Source organism: Ensifer sp. ENS09 (assembly GCF_014852425.1).
GTDB lineage: Bacteria > Pseudomonadota > Alphaproteobacteria > Rhizobiales > Rhizobiaceae > Ensifer.
In genome coordinates, this window is record NZ_JACVBP010000001.1 from 1,015,636 (window position 1) to 1,033,125 (window position 17,490).

The window sequence follows — 17,490 nt, forward strand, 5'->3', positions numbered from 1 at the left end:
GAAGTCTTTGGCAAAGGGACTACCGCAGCGGATCGTTCTCTCTGACGATCGGTTGCCCGTGCGGCGTTGCCTCGGCCGCGCGTTGCCAGCTGAGTGTCAGGTCGTCCAGTTCGCGGCCGGAAGCGAGCGAAAGCTCGGTGACGAGGCGTGAAAGGGCTGCCACCCAGCAGTCGTAATAGTCGCTGGCATCGGCCTTGCGGCCGGGCTTGTAGAGTTCTGCCGAAAGCGCTTCTGCCCATTCCGGCCAGGAGAACACGCCCTTTTCGTGCAGGCGCACCGTCATGGCGAAGGCGTTGGCCTGCCAGGGCTCGGCAAAGACCGGATCGCCCTCCGGCGACTTCGGCAGTTCGGCCGAGGCGACGAGCGGCGATGTCACCTTACACGTGCTCAAGGTAGCTCTCCCAGGCATCTATCGACACCGTCAGCGTCGGGTCGGCGCCCTCGCCCCAGATCTCCGGCCCATCGAAAACGACTGTGTAGACCCATTGCGGATTTTCGCCGCGACCATGGGCGTTGTCGTCAGGAAAGACGAAGGCGCCCTGCACCGCCTCGACCCGGCCGAGCTTGGCGCGAGCATAGCGCGGCAGGCGCGTATGGGTCTCCGGATTGAAGTTCTTCGTCCTCACCCGGTCGCCGACAGCAAAGCGTGGGGCGGCATCGACAGGCCGATCGCAGGGGCCACCCTTGGCCAGCACGCCCGCCACCATGTCGGCCTTCAGGACACGCTTCGGGCTTGCCCCCTGCTCCAGCCTGTGGCCGCCATCGAGCTCGGCCTGGGTCACGAAGCCGTGGCGCTTCAACAGCGTTTCCAGCGCGCGGGTCCAGATCTCGTAATAGCTCGCCGACAGATAGGTCGCCGGCGGCAGGCTTTCGCGCGCATGCCGGCTTTCGTCGATCGTCCACGCGCCGAAGGCGCCGCAGGACAGCGTGACGCCGAGCGCCCGCTTTTCCCATTCGCCGTGGAAATAGGGCTCGTCCTTTTCCGGCGCCACCGGGCCGAGGCCGTGGGCACCGCCGAGATCGTGCGGACCGTTCATCGAAGCGCCTCCGCGGAAAGGGCAAGGCCCGTGCCGATCATCGCGTCGCGCGTGACCAGCGCTGCAAGCTCGTCCTCGCCGAAGCCATCGGTCCCTGCCGGGCGTTCGGGGATCACCAGATATCTGAGCTCTGCGGTCGAATCCCAGACGCGGATGCGCGTCGTTTCAGGCAGGCTCAGGCCGAATTCCTGGAGCACCCCACGCGGATCGATGACCGCGCGCGAGCGATAGGGCGGCGCCTTGTACCAGACCGGCGGTAGCCCGAGCACCGACCAGGGGTAACAGGAACAGAGCGTGCAGACGACGAGGTTATGGGTATCGGCGGTGTTGAACACGGCGCGCATATGCTCGCCCTGCCGGCCGGTATAGCTGAGGCTGGCGATCGCTTCCGTCGCATCGCGCTTCAGCCACGCGGCGAAATCCGGATCGACCCAGGCCTTGGCGACCACACGCGCGCCGTTGCGCGGGCCGATCTTCGTCTCATAGGTCTCGACGATCGCATCGATCGCCGCCGGGTCGATCAACCCCTTCTCCGTCAGCACCGTTTCCAGCGCCTTCACCCGCGCTTCCATGTCGGTGAAGTGGTTGTCGTGGTGGTGATCATGGTCGTGATGATCATGGCCGTGATGGTGTTCGGACATTGCCTGGCTCCTCCGCCGGGAATTCGCTGCCACTTCTACTGCAGAATCGCATCAGCCGAAACTGGATTGCAGGGCAAGGCGATAAGCGCTCTCACTTCAACATCGGCCAGAGGCTGATGACGAGCAGCACCGCCATGGTGATGTTGAACCACTTCAGCCGCGACGGTTCCGACAGCCATTGGCGCAGCGCCGAGCCGAAGCCTGCCCAGGTGGAAACGCTCGGCACGTTGACCAACGCGAAGACGAGGCCGACGACGAGCACGCTGAAGAGGTAGCTGTCGCTGCTGGTATAGGTGGCCATCGCCGACACCGCCATGACCCAGGCCTTGGGGTTGACCCATTGGAAGGCAGCGGCCCCGATGAAGGTCATCGGCTGTGCGCTGGCCTTGCCTTCGGACAGCGAACGTGAGGTGCCGATCTTCCAGGCGATCCAGATGAGATAGGCGCCGCCGGCAAATTTCAGCGCGGTATAGACGACTGGCACGGAATGGAGCAGCGCGCCGAGGCCGAAACCGACGGCGATGAGCAGTAGGAAGAAGCCGGCGCCGATGCCCAGCATGTGCGGAATGGTGCGCACGAAACCGAAGTTCACGCCCGACGCGAACAGCATCATGTTGTTCGGCCCCGGCGTGATCGAGGTGGTGAATGCGAACAAAAACAGCGCCAGCAGCGTATCGGCCTGCATGGTTTCCTCCCGGTCAATTGGGTCAGCATAGCTGTCCTAATAACCGGCACCAGCCGCGAACTTGTCATGGTGACAATTGCTGGTGGTGGCCCGGCGCATCGGGCGACGGCTGTTGTTGCGGCTCGCCTGTTCGGCGCGCCGCGCGACCGCCGGATATCGCCGATCATCCGGTTGCGCCCCCAATTGGCCCAGGCCCCTCAGCTCCAACGACCGCCGCTCATATCCGCGTCAGACGGACGCGGATATGAGCGGCTTTACTCAAGGGACATTGCTGCAGCAGGCGGCAAAGCCAGCCTGCCCCGCCCGGCCGAGCACCCGGCTCAGCCCCACTTCATCTCGCCCTTGGCGACCTTGGCGCCGAGTTCGAGCGTGGAGACGCCGGGCAGATCCGGATAGCGCTTGGTCATCGCCGCGATCAGTTCGCCGCTGTCCTTGGCGGCAGCGGCCGCCTCGTTAAAGGCTGCGAGATAATCACGGGTGAAGCGAATGGCCTCGACGCCCTCCGGCCCGCCCGCGCTCTTGTGCGCCGGCACGGCGACCGCGGGCTTGCGCGCTGCCATGGCATCGAGCGCTTCGATCCATTTCTGCCGCCCTTCAACCGTTGCCTCGTCGGCCACCCAGACATGCGAACCGGAATAGACGAGCACGCCGCCGAAGATGGCGTTCAGCTCCGGCACGAAGAGGTAGCGCCGGTCCTTCATCCCTTCGATCGTGACGATCTCGATCGTGCTGCCTTCGAGCGTCAGCGCGGTGCGATCGTCGGCCGTCGGCATCACCACATCGGCGAGCGTCTGCGGACCATTGTCCTTCAACTGCGGTCCCCAGGTCTCGAGCTTGCCCTGAACATTGGCCTTGATCGCCGCGACGGTCGCCGAAGCGGCGATCACCTTCGCATCCGGAAAGGCTTCGACGATCGGCTTGAGGCTGAAATAGAAATCCGGATCGTTGCAGCTGACATAGATCGTCGTCAGCCGCTTAGCCGTTGCCTTGATCGCCTCGGCCACCGCCCGGCCATCGGAAAACGTAAAGCCGCCATCGATCAGGATCGCGTCGCTCTTGCCGGTCAGGAGCACCGGCGTGCGGTTGAAGCCGGCATCGTCCGCCTGGAAATAACGCCATCCGAGCTTCGAGGCAGCCCTGGCAAGGCTGCTGCCAATGGGCTGAATGAGGATGGCGGCGCCGGCCGCCGCCATCGTCCTGAGTGCGGTCCGCCGGGTCAACTGGATCTGCATGGGGTCTCCTTGGGCTTTTGTCGTGCCCGGCAAGATGACGGCATGGGCGCTCTTGAAAAAGCCCGACCGTCCGAACAGACTGTCTGAGAACCTCAGACAATCACAAAGAATTTCGAATGACTGTAAACTTAAATCGATTCTCGCATTTCGTTGCCGTAGTCGAGTGCGGCTCGTTTACGGCCGCCGCCGAACGGCTCGGGCTTGCCAAGGCCGCCGTCAGCCATCAGGTCGCCCAGCTCGAAAAGGAGCTCGGCACCACCCTGCTCGTGCGCACCACCCGGCGGCTGAGCCCGACCGCCACCGGCCAGCGCTTCTACGAGCGCTGTGCGCTGATCCTGCGCGATGCGGACGAGGCCGTCGGCGCGGTCTCGGCCGAAACTGAAATCCCGAGCGGCACGCTGACGCTGACGGCGCCGCTCGACTATGGCGCCAAGGTCGTGACCAACGCCGTCGCCGCCTATCTCGCGGCCTATCCCGACATGCGGGTGGAGCTAAGCTTCGGCGACACCGTTCTCGACATGATCGAGAAGCGCCTCGACCTCGCCATCCGCGCTGGCTGGCTGGTCGATTCCAGCGAGCGGGCAAAACGCATCGGCACCTTTCAACAGCACCTCGTCGCGGCACCCGCCTATGCCGCCAAGCTCGGCGCCGTCACGCATCCCGATCAATTGATGGAGACAGCCTGGATCGCCAATGGCGCGTTGAAGGCACCGCTCGAATGGACCTTCACGGATGCAGCGGGCGCCGCGACGGTTATCATAGGCAAAGCGCTTGTCACCGCCGACAGTACCGATTCCGCCCATTGTTGCGCTGTCGCCGGCATCGGCCTTGCCGTGCTCCCGGACTATCAGGTGCGAACCGACATCGCCGAGGGCCGGCTGGTGCGCCTGCTCGCCGACTGGTCGCTGCCCTCGGGCGGCATCCATGTCGTCTATCCGCCCTCCCATTTCCGCCCGGCGCGCGTGCGTACCTTCGTCGAGATCCTGCAACGCATGGAGAAGGAGCGCGGGCGGCTTTCCGGATGAAGGCTCGAAAGACCGGCGGGATGCGCTAGATTGCCCGCTACCCGCCTGTTTCCTGAAAGCGTTTCCGTTTTTAGGGATAGAAACTTGGTGCACGTCAAAGTGCTACATGACCTTGGCGCATCGTGAAGGGTGCGGGCAAATTCGGCCGCGAGGAGAACAGCATGCACGATCCGATCCCGACGACGACACTTCCCGATGGCCGCGCGATCCCGGTTCTCGGCCAGGGCACCTGGCGCATGGGCGACAGCGCAGCGCGCAAGGCCGACGAGGTGAAGAGCCTGCAACTCGGCCTCGATCTGGGCCTGACGCTGATCGACACGGCGGAAATGTACGGCAACGGTGCGTCCGAGCGCGTGGTCGGCGAAGCGGTGCGCGGTCGCCGCGACGAGGCCTTCATCGTCAGCAAGGTGCTGCCGTCCAATGCCAGCCGCCTCGGCACCGAGGCCGCCTGCGAACGCAGCCTGAAACATCTCGGTGTCGACCACATCGATCTCTACCTGCTGCACTGGCGCGGCGGCTATCCGCTGACGGAAACCGTCGCCGCCTTCGAGGCGCTGAAGAAGTCAGGCAAAATCGGCGCCTGGGGCGTCTCGAACTTCGACGTCGACGACATGGAGGAACTGCTTAGCGTACCGGATGGAAAGAACGTTGCCGTCAACCAGGTGCTCTACAACCTCTCGCGCCGCGGCATCGAGTTCGACCTTTTGCCCTGGTGCCAGAGCCAAGGCATCGCCATCATGGCCTATTCGCCGCTCGACGAAGGCCGGCTGCTGCGCAACCCCGATCTCATCCACATCGCCAAGGCGCACCAGGCGACCCCGTCACAGATCGCCCTTGCCTTCCTCAAAACCCGCCCCGGCGTGATCTCGATCCCCAAGACCGGCTCGGCCGACCGCGTCCGCGAAAACCGCGACGCGATGGACATCCACCTGACCGCCGAAGACCTCGCGACTCTCGACAACGCCTTCCCGCCACCGAAGCGCAAACGGTCATTGGAGATGATCTGAGGGCTTTGCTCGCGGACGAGGCCGCCCGCCGATGAGGAAGCCCCTTCCGGCCTGCCGGCCGGCGGGGAGAAGGAGATTCGCTGCACTCGCACGTTCCATCGAATACTGTTGCCGGTCGTCCCATGCCTCGACGGCTGGCGCATCTCAGAGGCAACCAAGCTCAATCAGCCGGTACGGCCCACAATCTCCACCACCACCTTGCCCTTGGCGCGGCCGGATTCCAGATAGGCGAAGGCTAAGGCGACATCGTTCAGTGCAAAAACGCGGTCGATCACCGGCCTGACCGTCCCGGCGTCGATGAGGCCGGCGAGTTCGGTCAGCTCGGGTCCGCTCGGATGCATGAAGAGGTAGCGGTAAGAGACGCCGTGCTTTCGGGCGACGGCGCGGATCTTGTAGGATGCCAGCCAGAACAGCGCCCTCAGGAGCAGGCCGCGGCCGAGATCCTTTCGTGCGGTTTCCGGCTCGGGCATGCCGGCGATGGACACCACCTTGCCGCCGCGCTTGACGACGCCGAAGGATTTTAGAAGCGTCTCGCCGCCGAGCAGGTCGAAGGCGCCGTCCATGTCGCGCAGGCGCTCTTCGAAACGTTCCTTCGTGTAGTCGATCACCACGTCGGCGCCGAGCGCTTCGACCAGCGCACGGCCGCGCGGCGATGCGGTGGTCGTGACCTCCGCGCCCAGCCATTTCGCCAGCTGAATGGCGAAGGTGCCGACGCCGCCGGCGCCACTAGAGATGAAGATCCGGCTGCCCCGCCCCACGTGAAGCTCGTCGCGCAGCGCCTGCAGGGCCGTGAGGCCGGCAAGGGGCACGCCGGCCGCGGTGTTGAAATCGATCGATGCGGGCATCCTCGCCAGGAACCGCTCGGGTACGACGGCATATTCGGCGAGCCCCCCCATGGTGTCCTTTGGCATGCGCGCAAACACCCGGTCGCCAGGCGCAAACGACGTGACGCCCTCTCCCAGTTCCTCGACGACACCCGCAAGCTCGTTGCCCATGACGACAGGCAAGGAGTAGCGCTGGACGACCTTCAGCATCCCGTCCCGTGTCTTGTAATCGACGGGATTGAGGCCGGCGGCATGCACCCGCACAAGCACCTCGCCGCGCGCTGCGCGTGGGCGCCGCACGTCGCGCAGTTGCGCGGCATCGGAACGACGATATCTCGTAAGGACCAAAGCCTTCATCTTCGTGGAATTCATCGGTCACCTGCGATCGTGAGAGATCTTCTTCGGGGCTACTCCGCGAGAAATACCGGGCGAAGTCAACCATGGGCTTGGCGTTTGGCGGTTTCGGTCGCGACGGCGTGCACCAATGAGGCGGCCTGCCGAGGTTTCGGCTGCGACTGCCCTCATCCGGCCTGCCGGCCACCTTCTCCCTGCACACGGGGAAAAGGGGCCCCGTGGCGAGCGCCTGGCCCCGGGGATGCGGGGACGTCTTCGACAGAGCACGGAACCCTGACCGCGCAGTGGGTTTCAATCGAAGTGAACCACTCAAAACGAAAAGGGCAGCCCAGCGCGAAGCGTGGGCTGCCCAATTTGAAGCGAGGGCGAGGCCTTGTCGGCCCCTTCACGAAATCAAGATCACATGCCCTGCGGGCCGCGGTTCATCGCTGCGATGCCGGTGCGGCAGACTTCGATGAGGCCGAGCGGCTTCATGATGGCGATGAACTGTTCGATCTTCGACGGCTTGCCGGTGATCTCGAACACGAAGTGATCGATGTTGGCGTCGATGACCGAGGCGCGGAAGGCGTCAGCGAGACGAAGCGCCTCGACCCGATGATCGCCCGAGCCGTGTACCTTGACGAGCGCCAGTTCGCGCTCGATCGGCCGGTCGTGGCCCAGGCTGGCGGCGCGCACGGTCAGGTCGACGACGCGGTGGACCGGAACCAGCCGTTCCAGCTGGTTCTTGATCTGGTCGAGCACGTGCGGCGTGCCGCGGGTGACGATGGTGATGCGCGACAGGTGCGCCTCGTGTTCCGTTTCCGAAACCGTGAGGCTCTCGATGTTGTAGCCGCGGCCGGAGAACAGGCCGATGACGCGGGCAAGGACGCCCGGTTCGTTGTCGACGAGAACCGAAAGCGTGTGGGTTTCGGCGACTTCGGTCTCCTTGGCGATGAAGTAGGCGGAGCCGGTCGGTTGAAGATGTGCGTTCATGTGCGTGGTTCCTCTACCTATCTCAGACCAGCTGACGGCCCTTGGCGTCGATCGCGTTCGCGACCGCTTCGTCCGTGGCTTCGTCGGGCAACAGCATCTCGTTGTGGGCCTTGCCCGAGGGGATCATCGGGAAGCAGTTGGCGAGGTTGGCGACGCGGCAATCGAAGATGACCGGCGCCGGCGTGTCGATCATCTTGCGGATCGCTGCGTCGAGCTCGCTCGGCTTGTCGCAACGGATGCCGACGCCGCCATAGGCTTCCGCCAGCTTGACGAAGTCAGGCATCGCTTCGGTGTAGGAATGCGACAGGCGGTTGCCGTGCAGCAGCTGCTGCCACTGGCGCACCATGCCCATGTACTGGTTGTTGAGGATGAAGATCTTGACCGGCAGGCCGTACTGCACCGCGCAGGACATTTCCTGGATGCACATCTGGATCGAGGCGTCGCCGGCGATGTCGACGACGAGGCTGTTCGGATGCGCGACCTGCACGCCGATCGCCGCCGGGAAGCCGTAGCCCATGGTGCCGAGGCCGCCCGAGGTCATCCAGCGGTTCGGCTGTTCGAAGCCGAAGAACTGGGCCGCCCACATCTGGTGCTGGCCGACTTCGGTGGTGATGTAGGTGTCGCGGTCCTTGCTCAGCTCATAGAGCCCCTGGATCGCATATTGCGGCATGATGACGTCGTCGTTCGGCGCATAGGCGAGCGAGTTGCGGGCGCGCCACTTGGTGATCATCTCCCACCAGTCCGAGAGACGTGCCTTGTCGGTCGACTTGGAAGCGGCCCGCCACAGGCGAACCATGTCTTCCAGAACCGTGCCGACATCGCCGAGGATCGGCACGTCGACGCGGACGTTCTTGTTGATCGACGACGGGTCGATGTCGATGTGGATCTTCTTGGAGTTCGGCGAGAAGGCGTTGAGGCGGCCGGTGATGCGGTCGTCGAAGCGCGCGCCGATGCAGATCATGACGTCGCAGTCATGCATCGCCATGTTGGCCTCGTAGGTGCCGTGCATGCCGAGCATGCCGAGCCAGGCCTTGCCGGAGGCCGGATAGGCGCCGAGACCCATCAGCGTCGAGGTGATCGGAAAACCCGTCAGTTCGACGAGTTCGCGCAGGAGGTGCGAGGCTTCCGGTCCGGAATTGATGACGCCGCCGCCGGAATAGATGATCGGCTGGCGCGCATTGCGCATCAGTTCGACCGCTTCCTCGATCTTCTTCAGATCGCCCTGCTTCTTCGGCTGGTAGCTCTTCTGCGTCGGAACGGCAGATGGCGGCGTGTAGGTGCCGGTCGCAAACTGGACGTCCTTCGGGATATCGACGACGACGGGGCCCGGGCGGCCGGACTGGGCGACGCGGAAGGCCTCATGGATGATGCGGGCGAGATCGTTGACGTCGCGAACCAGCCAGTTGTGCTTGGTGCATGGGCGGGTGATGCCGATCGTGTCGCATTCCTGGAAGGCGTCGGAGCCGATCAGCGACGTCGGAACCTGGCCGGAGATGCAGACGAGCGGGATCGAATCCATCAGCGCGTCCTGCAGCGGCGTCACCGCATTGGTGGCGCCGGGACCGGAGGTTACCAGCATGACGCCGACCTTGCCCGTGGAGCGGGCATAGCCTTCGGCCATGTGGCCGGCGCCCTGCTCGTGGCGAACGAGGATGTGCTGGATATCGTCCTGCTGGTGGATTTCGTCGTAGATCGGAAGCACGGCACCACCGGGATAGCCGAAGATATGCTCGACGCCATTGTCCTTCAGTGCCTGGAGAACGATCTCCGCGCCTGTCATCTGGTTTTCTGTACCGCTCATTGACTTGCTTCCGTCCCTTTTCCCAGTTGGGTGCTTAGCTTGTTTGAAGGCATAAAAAAAGGCCCCGTCAGGAGCCTCGTTCAGCGCATGGGTGGCTACCGCCGGATGGTTACACCATCCTGCCCATGCGCCGTCCCACCACAAGAATAACCGCAAAATTTTTCATGGGCCGAGTTGATAACCACAAATGCCCAAGGCGTCAACGGCTTTTAGTTACGCGATCGGGCTTTGCCGCGGAACAATGTTGCGCGCACCGACGCGCGTGACCGCGTGGCCGGCCCGAGAAAGCGGCGCGTCTGCGGACGGACGAAGACCATCAGGCGCCGACTTGACGGCGGTGCGGCTTGGCGCTACCTCCCTTTCCGGGCTTCAGATCCCCGCCGCTCGCAGGCTTCCGGTCTCGGTGAAATCTGACTTCTGACGATATCCTCTCGCCCCGAACGCATTTCGTGTGGCAGGCAATGCGAGCCCCTCCTCTTCCCAATCGAAATGCGAGAACAGGAGCGCGGGATGTCCAAGGACACCTCCAAACCGAATGCCTTTCTGACAGCACCCCTCGGTGCGATCTTCCTGAAGACGGCGCTGCCGATCATCTTCGTCATGAGCATGAACGGGCTGCTGACGGTGGTCGATGCCGTCATGCTCGGTATCTATGTCGGCGCCGAAGCCGTCGGCGCCGTAACCACGGTGTTTCCGATCTTCATTCTCACGGTGGCGCTGGCCACCCTCGTCGTCAGCGGCATGGCGAGCCTGCTTGCCCGCCACCTCGGCGCCGGCCGCTTTACAGAGGCCCGCGGCATCTTCGCCGGCGCCCATATGCTGGCGCTGACGATCGCCGCAGCATTGATCCTGCTGTTCATCGCCTTTGGCGACCGCCTGGTGCTGACGCTTGCCAATGGCCCGGGACCGCTCGCCGGCATGGCCGAGCGCTATATCGCGATCATCATCTTCTGCGCGCCCGTGCAGTTCCTGCTGGCGGTGCAATCGGATGCGCTTCGCTGCGAGGGGCGTGCCGGGCTGATGGCCGGCCTCAGCCTGCTGGTCTCGATCGCGAACCTCATCCTCAACTATGTGCTGATCGCGCTCATGCACATGGGCGTAACAGGCTCCGCCACCGCCACGGTACTGGCGCAGGTCCTGGCGCTTGTGCTGATTGCCCTCTTCCGGCTGTCCGGACGCACGGAGCTGCGGCTCTCCGCCCTCCTCCGGCATAATCCGCTGACGGGATGGAGCCGGATGATTGCGCTGGGCAGCCCCCAGAGCCTCGGCTTCATCGGCATGGCGCTGGTGTCGGTGACGATCATGGCGGCGTTGCAGAAGACGGCGGCCGATAACTACGACACCACGGTCGCCGCCTACGGTATCGTCACCCGCACCATGACCTTCGCCCTGTTGCCGTTGCTCGGTTTGAGCCAGGCGATGCAGGCGATCGTCGGCAACAATGTCGGCGCGGGCCTTGCGGGCCGAGCAGAAAGGATGCTGCGGATTGGCATGCTTGTGGCGCTGGCCTACTGCCTCGCCATAGAAGTGCTGCTCGTCGGCTTTGCCCGGCCGATCGGCGCGGCCTTCGTCGACAACGATGCTGTCATCGCCGACGTCGCGCGGATCATGCCGGTGATGGTCGCGATGTATGTCTTCTCCGGGCCGCTGATCATGCTTGGCAGCTATTTCCAGGCAATCGGCGATGCCGGCCGGGCGGCGATCCTGGGGCTTGCCAAGCCCTATCTCTTCACCATGCCGCTGGTCGCCATCTACGCGTCGAGCTTCGGCGAACCCGGCATCTGGTTCGCGACGCCGACCGCAGAGGCGTTGCTGCTTGCGGTCGCGCTACTGGTTCTGTGGCGGGCCTCGCGGCAGCAAACCGCAACGGCGCCGTCAGGCTGATCTGCGTACGACGCGCCGGCTCTCCGGCGCGTCGTAGCCCTTGTCGCTAGAACCGCGAAAACCCGACAAGCGGCGGCATGATGGAGCCGCGGCCATCGCTGATGAACGGCGCCAGCCCCGCGGCCACCTCTTCGCTCGGATTGCCATAGACCTCGAGCCGCTCCACCGTGCAGTGGGCGGAGACGTCGTTGATGTGCGCATCCGACATCTGCCAGTGCCCGAGCACGTCCTCGGAATTCCGGTAGAGCTGGATGCTCACCGCCTGCATCCCTTTCTCGTCGATGAAGGTCTGTACCATCAGCTGCGGCGCATGCGCTTCGACGAAGGCGATCGCGTTGCGCACAGCCTCGCAAAACGGTTCGAGATGGCCGGGCGTAATCCTCATCAGGTTTCGGAAAAGCAGTTGCTCGGTCATGCGTCCTCCCTGTCGCGCATCGTTGGCTCCCCGGGCCGGATTCAAGCCGGGGACGGCGTTCAGGTGAACGCCGACGGAGAGGTCTGTAGGAGCTCAAGCATGGTTGAGGTCAAGCGCCGAATACCAGAGCAATATTAGAGGTCGGCCGCGTGCGCATGCACCCGGCATTAACACTTGCCGTGGCAAATTAGCTTGGCTGCATGATGCAGCTTGAAAACAAAGGCAATGAGATGCTTGACCTTTCCTTTCTCACTCCCCTCCTCCTCAGTTTCGGCGCGATCTACCTGTTCTTTCGCTGGGTCGTGTTCGATATGAACGCCCCGAAATAGTCCGCCCAAAGGCTGCCTCCGCGCACGCCTGCGATCCCCTAGGGAGCGCGGAGGCGACCCCTATTCGACAAGTCGCGCGACCAGATCGCCAAGCACACGCTCGAGTGCGGCGTCGCGGTCCTTGCTCAGCGCGTCGAGCCCCACCACCTGGCGCATGATCTGGACGCCGGCGACGAGCGACATCAACAGCGCCGCACGCTCGGCCGCGTCAGGGCCTGAAAGGGCTTCGGTCACGTTCTTCTGGTGATGGCTTTCCACCACCGCACGCGCGATCTCCACCGCCCGCTGGTTGGAGATCGAACGCAGCATGATCAAGAAGCCGTCGAGCGCGGTCGCCTCCGGTTCCGTCTTCTTGAGCGGCGCCTTGCTGATGCGCACCGCCCGATCCGGTGCTGAAAGCGTCTCTGGCGTCGCGATGATCGGCCGCCTGTTGGCGGTCGAAAGCACTACCGCGGCCGGTGAGCGCCACCATCCTCGACTGCGCCCGCAGCCTGATTGCGGCCGGCGGGCGCTGATTTCAGACTGCCTCAGGGCTGGACCTGCGGCGGCAGCAGGAACAGCGTCATGCCAAAGATCACGTAAACGGTGAGCGCCAGCACGCCCATGTACCAGGCAGAGCGGCCGCCATTGGAAAGCAGCGTCGCGGCCATGGTCGCGACCAGCATCATCACGATCGCACCCGGCCAGAACTGCAGGTCCATCGGTTGCGGCCCGAGCACATAACTCAGGAGCACCAGCAGCGGCGCCACGAAGAGCGCAATCTGCACGGCGCTGCCGAGCGCAATGCCGACGCTGAGGTCGAGCCGGTCCTTGCGCGCCGCGGAGAAAGCCGTCGCCATCTCGGCGGCGGCACCCACCAGCGCGACGACGACGAAGCCGACAAAGGCCGGTGTCATGCCCAGTTCTTCGGCCGCCACCTGCACCGAGCTGACGAAGACTTCGCTGACGAGCGCCACAAGAACCGTCACCACCAGCAGGACGACGATGCCCACCGAAAGCGGCCAATGCGGTTCATCGCCGCCATGCTCGGATGCAGCCGAGGCGAAAAGCTCGCTGTGGGTCTTCAGCGAAAACAGCATCCAGAGTCCATAGGCGATGATGAGTACGACGGAGAGACCGGCGCTCAGTTGCTGGGTGAAGGCTGCCTGCGGCTGGCCGTCGGCAGCCCCGATCAACGACGGGACGAGAACGGCGATCGTCGCCATGAACAGGAGGCTCGACAGAAACCGCGCATTGACCCGGTTGAACTCCTGCAGGTGAAACTTGAGCCCACCGAGCAGAAACGAACCGCCGAGCATGAACAGCGTGTTGGTGACGATCGCACCGGCGATCGAGGCCTTGACCAGCAGATACTGGCCGGCGGCGAGCGCCATCAGCGCAATGACAAGCTCCGTCAGGTTGCCGAGCGTCGCATTGAGCAGTGCGCCCACCGTGTCGCCGGTGCGGGACGCGACCGCCTCCGTCGCCTGGCTCAACAGTGCGGCCAGCGGCACGATCGCCGCCACCGACAGGAGGAAGAGCAAGGTGTGCGCTTCCGGCCAGATGTGCTCGCCGGCGATGGCGACGGGCACGAAGACGATCAGCCAGAGAATGGGTGTACGACGAAAATGATCCAGTGCACCGCTCATGGCCGTTTTCCCCTAGCCCCTTGAGCATCCGCAGTCCCAAGCGCCCTCCCGGTCCGCGAGACGAGCCGCTCGAACGCACTGTGATTATCCCGCGTTCGGCATGAGCCCGCATTGACTTTCGTCAAGTCCTGCAGCCGCGCGTTGAAAGTACGGGCCGGATCGCTCAGATCCGCTCCAGCGCAGTGAGCGCCCTTTCACAGGGCAAACCCAGCGAAACCACTTATTAAATCCCCTTGGCTAACATGAAGCGCCGTATTGCCGGGGTTTCTCGCGTTGCTGAACAATGAACTTCATTCCTCGATCCGTGCCGGAGAGCAGGATCGCCGTGACGGCCTGAAGCCTGGCAACCGTTTCCTCGGACGGGTGGTTGCCTGCAACGGCGCGCGCGCCACGATCGCCGCCATTGCTGAAAGCGGCGAGACGTCACTCACCGAGCTCTGGTCCGTCGGCCGGCTGATCTCCATTTCCGTCGGCAGGAACCGCGTGGTGGCGCTGGTCTATTCGATGCAGACAGCCTCCAGCGAGTGGGGCGAAGAGGCCAACAACACCTTCCGCATCGAGGTCGAGCTGATGGGCGAGGTCCACAGGGGGCCCGACGGTCGCGAAGAGTTTTCCGCCGGCATCAGCCAATACCCCTATCTCGGCGCCATCGCCCACCGCATCCGCGCTGCCGACCTTGCGCGCATCTACGATTCCGGCCGCAACGACAGCTGCATCATCGGCAAGCTGACCCAGGACGAGAGCCTCGACGCCACGATCCACGTGCCCTCGATGCTCGCCAAGCATTTCGCCATCGTCGGCACGACCGGCGTCGGCAAGTCGACCGCCGTCACGCTGCTGCTCAACAAGGCGATCATTGCCGATCCGAAGCTGCGCGTGCTGATCCTCGACCCGCACAACGAATTCGCCGCCGCCTTCCCCGACCTTGCCGTCGTCATCGACACCGATACGCTCGACCTGCCCTTCTGGTTCTTCCGACTTGAGGAGTTCGCCGAGGTGATCTTCCGCGGCCGCCCGGCGCCGCCGGACGAACTCGACATGCTGCGCGACATCATCCCCGAGGCGAAGAAGGCCTTCCGTGGCGGTGGCGGTGACGGCATCGTGCGCCGACAGACCGAAAAGAGCTCGATCACCGCCGACACGCCGGTGCCCTACCGCATCGCCGACCTGCTCGCGCTGATCGACGAGCGCATCGGCCGGCTCGAAGGGCGCAACGACAAGCCGCATCTGCGCTCGCTCAAGGTCAAGATCGTCTCGGCGATCAACGATCCGCGCTATCATTTCATGTTCTCCTCGAACACGATCACCGACACGATCCAGGACACGATCGCCCGGGTGTTCCGCATTCCCGGCGACGGCCGGCCGATCGCCACCTTCCAGCTGGCCGGCATCCCCTCGGAAGTCGTCAACTCCGTTGCCTCAGTGCTTTGCCGCATGGCGTTTGAAATCGGCCTCTGGAGCAATGGCGGCATCCATATGCTCGTCGTCTGCGAAGAGGCGCACCGCTATGTGCCGGCCGATCCATCGCTCGGCTTTCTGCCGACCCGCCAGGCGATCGCCCGCATCGCCAAGGAGGGCCGCAAATACGGCGTGTCGCTCGGCATCATCACCCAGCGCCCCGGCGAACTCGATCCGACGATCCTGTCGCAGTGCTCGACGGTCTTTGCCATGCGGCTTGCCAACGACCGCGACCAGGACATCATCCGCTCGGCAATTCCGAACTCGTCGACCTCAACCACCAGCTTCATTTCCTCGATCGGCAACGGCGAGGCGATCGCGTTCGGTGAGGCTGTCGCCGTGCCGATGCGCATGCGGTTCTCCCGCATTGCCGAGGAGCGCCTGCCGCGCGCCCACGGGATCATCGACCGCATCGACGAGGACCATCCGCCGACCGTCGACCTGCGCGCAATCGTCAGCCGGATGCGCGCCATCAACGGGCCGGATATTTCGAACTTCCAGCAGAGCTACATCGCTGCACAGACCGCCAGCGAAGAGCAGCGCTGGGAAGCGGAACTCGGCGCCACGGCAGAAACCAAGCCGCAACAGGGGCTCAGCGATCCACAGGTCGAAATCGAGCCCTATCGTCCGGACATGCTTCCGCGCGCGCCTGCCCCCATCAACCCGGAACTGGAGCGCTTCAACCAGATCCGCCAGCAGCTCCTGAACGAGCCGCCCGCGACCGACCAACGCCGCCCGGACCCGACGTCCGGCGAGCGCCCGCGCCAAGGCTCGCTTCGCGAAAGCCTGTTGAAGCGCCCGCTCGGCAGCATCATCCGCAAGCCATAGTTCACGGCACCGGCCGACCAGGCAGCGCGGCACATTTGGCCTTGCCCGATCGCGGCACCGGCCGATAGGATAGTTATTTCAATCGCTTCGACAGCCGAATGGCGCCTTCCGGCGGGCCGCAGAGGAACAATCTTGTCTGAGAACGACGACGACGCCTTTGCGGCAGACTATGATGCCGACAATGAAAACAATGACTGGAACGCCTATTACGAGCGGCCGGCGACCCTGTCTCTCGCCGGCGACGTTGCCCGCCTTCGGGTGCTCGACGCCGGCTGCGGCGGCGGGGCGCATGCGGCAGCGCTCATCGCGCGCGGCGCCACGGTGACGGGCATCGACCGCAGCGCCGGACTGCTGGAAATCGCCCGGCGTCGCCTCGAAGGCCATGCGCGATTGCTGCTGGCCGATCTGAGCGAACCCCTGCCGTTCGGCGACGGCGACTTCGATCTCGTCGTGGCATCGCTCGTCATGCAAGCACGGAGATGACCGTTCTGGCGCTCGGCTGCGTCTTCGGCATCGTCCAGGTTTTCTCGCGGCGCAACTCCAGACCCGCCAGCATGGGCTCGCCTGGTCGCTCTCCTCACGGGAAGCGGCCGTGCCGCCACCAACGCCCCTGGTCGGCCGGCTGAAACGCGCGCAGGCAAATTTTCTCGAGACTTTTCCCTTCGCGGCGTCCGCGCTGCTGGCGGTCGAAATCACCGGCGCAAACGACGCGACGACGGAACTCGGTGCGATCGTCTGGCTTTCGGCTCGGCTCGCCTATGCGATCGGCATCCCCGTGCTGCGCTCGGCCCTGTTTGCGACCAGCATCATCGCGATCGGACTGGTGCTGTGGCCGCTCTTGGCGTGACGACGACGGTCAGGAGCAACGTGGGAACAATCGGGCAAGCCACCCGTTGTCGTGGCGACACCTTGGGGTAGTATCGCTCAAGAGGCTGTCGAGCGGCCGACGATAACGGGAGCGCGCCATGGTCACAAGCATCACCCCTTTCCTGATGTTCCAGGGTGGCGTCGCCGACGCCGCCATGGCCTTCTACGTCTCGCTGTTTCCGAATGCCGAGGTGCTGGAAGTCGAGCGCTATGGCCCAGACGAGCAAGGTCCCGAAGGCAGCGTCAAGGCGGCGCTCTTCCGGCTCGGCGCGCAGCGGGTCAAATGCATCGACAGCCCGGTCAGGCACGCCTTCGATTTCACCCCGTCCTTTTCCTTCTTCGTCGAATGCCAGAGCGAGGACGAGATCATCACGCTTTCAGGCATCCTCGCCGAAGGCGGAGCGGTGTTGATGCCGCTCGGCAATTACGGCTTCAGCCAGCGTTTCAGCTGGGTCAATGACCGCTTCGGCGTGTCCTGGCAGCTGAACCTCGCCGACTGATCC

At 64.4% G+C, this 17,490-nt stretch carries 17 protein-coding genes and 1 pseudogene; 7 read left to right on the forward strand and 11 right to left on the reverse strand.

Annotated elements, in window-relative coordinates; all coding sequences use genetic code 11:
• Positions 1-19 precede the first annotated feature (19 nt).
• The 5 genes from IB267_RS05155 to IB267_RS05175 form a co-directional block, all read right to left on the reverse strand.
• Complete coding sequence (locus IB267_RS05155; RefSeq protein WP_192446683.1) at positions 20-409, reverse strand: nitrile hydratase accessory protein; 390 nt, start codon at positions 407-409, stop codon at positions 20-22.
• On the reverse strand, positions 378-1,037 hold the full coding sequence (gene nthB, locus IB267_RS05160) for a nitrile hydratase subunit beta (protein ID WP_192446684.1): 660 nt from the start codon (positions 1,035-1,037) through the stop codon (positions 378-380). The genes IB267_RS05155 and nthB overlap by 32 nt, the downstream gene beginning before the upstream one ends.
• The gene (gene nthA / locus IB267_RS05165; protein WP_192446685.1) at positions 1,034-1,678 is read right to left on the reverse strand and encodes a nitrile hydratase subunit alpha; all 645 of its coding nucleotides are present in this window, start codon (positions 1,676-1,678) and stop codon (positions 1,034-1,036) included. Before nthA ends, nthB begins: the two co-directional genes overlap by 4 nt.
• A gap of 91 nt (positions 1,679-1,769) precedes the next feature.
• Complete coding sequence (locus IB267_RS05170; RefSeq protein WP_192446686.1) at positions 1,770-2,363, reverse strand: LysE family translocator; 594 nt, start codon at positions 2,361-2,363, stop codon at positions 1,770-1,772.
• A 320-nt stretch (positions 2,364-2,683) separates the two neighbouring features.
• Entirely contained in the window at positions 2,684-3,595 is a 912-nt protein-coding gene (locus tag IB267_RS05175) for an MBL fold metallo-hydrolase (protein WP_210335744.1), read from the reverse strand.
• Positions 3,596-3,711: 116 nt separating this feature from the next.
• On the opposite strand from IB267_RS05175, the gene IB267_RS05180 reads away from it, so the two are divergent.
• Positions 3,712-4,620 (forward strand): LysR family transcriptional regulator, encoded by a 909-nt coding sequence (locus IB267_RS05180; protein WP_192446687.1) that lies wholly within the window; start codon positions 3,712-3,714, stop codon positions 4,618-4,620.
• 161 nt (positions 4,621-4,781) lie between these two features.
• Positions 4,782-5,627: an aldo/keto reductase gene (locus tag IB267_RS05185; RefSeq protein WP_192446688.1), complete on the forward strand. Its 846-nt coding sequence runs from the start codon at positions 4,782-4,784 to the stop codon at positions 5,625-5,627.
• Positions 5,628-5,791: 164 nt separating this feature from the next.
• Here the strand turns inward: IB267_RS05185 and IB267_RS05190 are convergent, their stop codons facing one another.
• From IB267_RS05190 to IB267_RS05200, 3 genes are all read right to left on the reverse strand, one after another.
• The gene (locus tag IB267_RS05190) at positions 5,792-6,823 is read right to left on the reverse strand and encodes an NADP-dependent oxidoreductase (protein ID WP_246810548.1); all 1,032 of its coding nucleotides are present in this window, start codon (positions 6,821-6,823) and stop codon (positions 5,792-5,794) included.
• A 381-nt stretch (positions 6,824-7,204) separates the two neighbouring features.
• Positions 7,205-7,777, reverse strand: coding sequence for an acetolactate synthase small subunit (gene ilvN / locus IB267_RS05195; RefSeq protein ID WP_034792687.1), 573 nt, complete (start codon positions 7,775-7,777; stop codon positions 7,205-7,207).
• Between the two features lie 22 nt (positions 7,778-7,799).
• Complete coding sequence (locus IB267_RS05200; protein WP_192446689.1) at positions 7,800-9,578, reverse strand: acetolactate synthase 3 large subunit; 1,779 nt, start codon at positions 9,576-9,578, stop codon at positions 7,800-7,802.
• 510 nt (positions 9,579-10,088) lie between these two features.
• Here IB267_RS05200 and IB267_RS05205 point away from each other — a divergent pair.
• Entirely contained in the window at positions 10,089-11,462 is a 1,374-nt protein-coding gene (locus IB267_RS05205) for an MATE family efflux transporter (protein ID WP_192446690.1), read from the forward strand.
• A 46-nt stretch (positions 11,463-11,508) separates the two neighbouring features.
• On the opposite strand, the gene IB267_RS05210 is transcribed toward IB267_RS05205, so the two are convergent.
• The 3 genes from IB267_RS05210 to cax all read right to left on the reverse strand — a co-directional run bounded on the left by IB267_RS05210 (position 11,509) and on the right by cax (position 13,834).
• Complete coding sequence (locus IB267_RS05210) at positions 11,509-11,877, reverse strand: hypothetical protein (RefSeq protein ID WP_192446691.1); 369 nt, start codon at positions 11,875-11,877, stop codon at positions 11,509-11,511.
• 389 nt (positions 11,878-12,266) lie between these two features.
• Positions 12,267-12,653 (reverse strand): hypothetical protein, encoded by a 387-nt coding sequence (locus tag IB267_RS33690; protein WP_371742497.1) that lies wholly within the window; start codon positions 12,651-12,653, stop codon positions 12,267-12,269.
• 80 nt (positions 12,654-12,733) lie between these two features.
• The gene (gene cax, locus IB267_RS05220) at positions 12,734-13,834 is read right to left on the reverse strand and encodes a calcium/proton exchanger (protein ID WP_192446692.1); all 1,101 of its coding nucleotides are present in this window, start codon (positions 13,832-13,834) and stop codon (positions 12,734-12,736) included.
• A 273-nt stretch (positions 13,835-14,107) separates the two neighbouring features.
• Between cax and IB267_RS05225 the strand changes: the two genes are divergently transcribed.
• The 4 genes and pseudogenes from IB267_RS05225 to IB267_RS05240 all read left to right on the forward strand — a co-directional run bounded on the left by IB267_RS05225 (position 14,108) and on the right by IB267_RS05240 (position 17,487).
• Complete coding sequence (locus IB267_RS05225) at positions 14,108-16,120, forward strand: ATP-binding protein (RefSeq protein WP_192446693.1); 2,013 nt, start codon at positions 14,108-14,110, stop codon at positions 16,118-16,120.
• A gap of 132 nt (positions 16,121-16,252) precedes the next feature.
• Positions 16,253-16,588: pseudogene (locus IB267_RS05230) on the forward strand (class I SAM-dependent methyltransferase); the annotation flags it as partial.
• A 31-nt stretch (positions 16,589-16,619) separates the two neighbouring features.
• The gene (locus IB267_RS33695; protein WP_256436931.1) at positions 16,620-16,967 is read left to right on the forward strand and encodes an MAPEG family protein; all 348 of its coding nucleotides are present in this window, start codon (positions 16,620-16,622) and stop codon (positions 16,965-16,967) included.
• 118 nt (positions 16,968-17,085) lie between these two features.
• The gene (locus tag IB267_RS05240) at positions 17,086-17,487 is read left to right on the forward strand and encodes a VOC family protein (RefSeq protein ID WP_192446695.1); all 402 of its coding nucleotides are present in this window, start codon (positions 17,086-17,088) and stop codon (positions 17,485-17,487) included.
• The last annotated feature ends 3 nt before the right edge of the window (positions 17,488-17,490 follow it).